At 74.2% G+C, this 388-nt stretch carries 1 pseudogene; it reads left to right on the top strand.

What is annotated here, in order from left to right:
• Window positions 1-106 precede the first annotated feature (106 nt).
• Window positions 107-388: pseudogene (locus V2J85_RS41020) on the top strand (peptidoglycan-binding protein); the annotation flags it as partial.

Genomic DNA, 388 nt, shown 5'->3' with positions numbered 1-388 from the left:
CCGGCCGTCGTGTTCCGCGACGGCCGGGGCGGTCGCCGTTCCCGCCCGATTCCGCCCGCCCCGGTCCGCGCCGGCACCGGCCGGACCCGACCCGAGGAGAGAACCCATGGCGGCACCTCTGACCGCCGACGCCTTCGTCCGTGCCCTGCGCGCCGAGGGGGTCCGTGTCACCGAACACACCGGCTGGCACCGTCACAACCGCAACCACAAGGGCGCCTGGGGGCCGGTCCACGGTGTGATGCTCCATCACACGGCCGGCTCCAGCAGCGTCGGCTACTGCCGCCGGGGCACGTCCGAGCTGCCCGGACCGCTCTGTGCCGGTGTCGTCACCAAGGACGGTGTGGTGCACCTGGTCGGCTACGGCCGCACCAACCATGCCGGCAGCGGC

Source organism: Streptomyces bugieae, assembly GCF_036352915.1.
Lineage (GTDB): Bacteria > Actinomycetota > Actinomycetes > Streptomycetales > Streptomycetaceae > Streptomyces > Streptomyces endophytica.
This window is presented reverse-complemented; position numbering and strand designations above follow the sequence as displayed.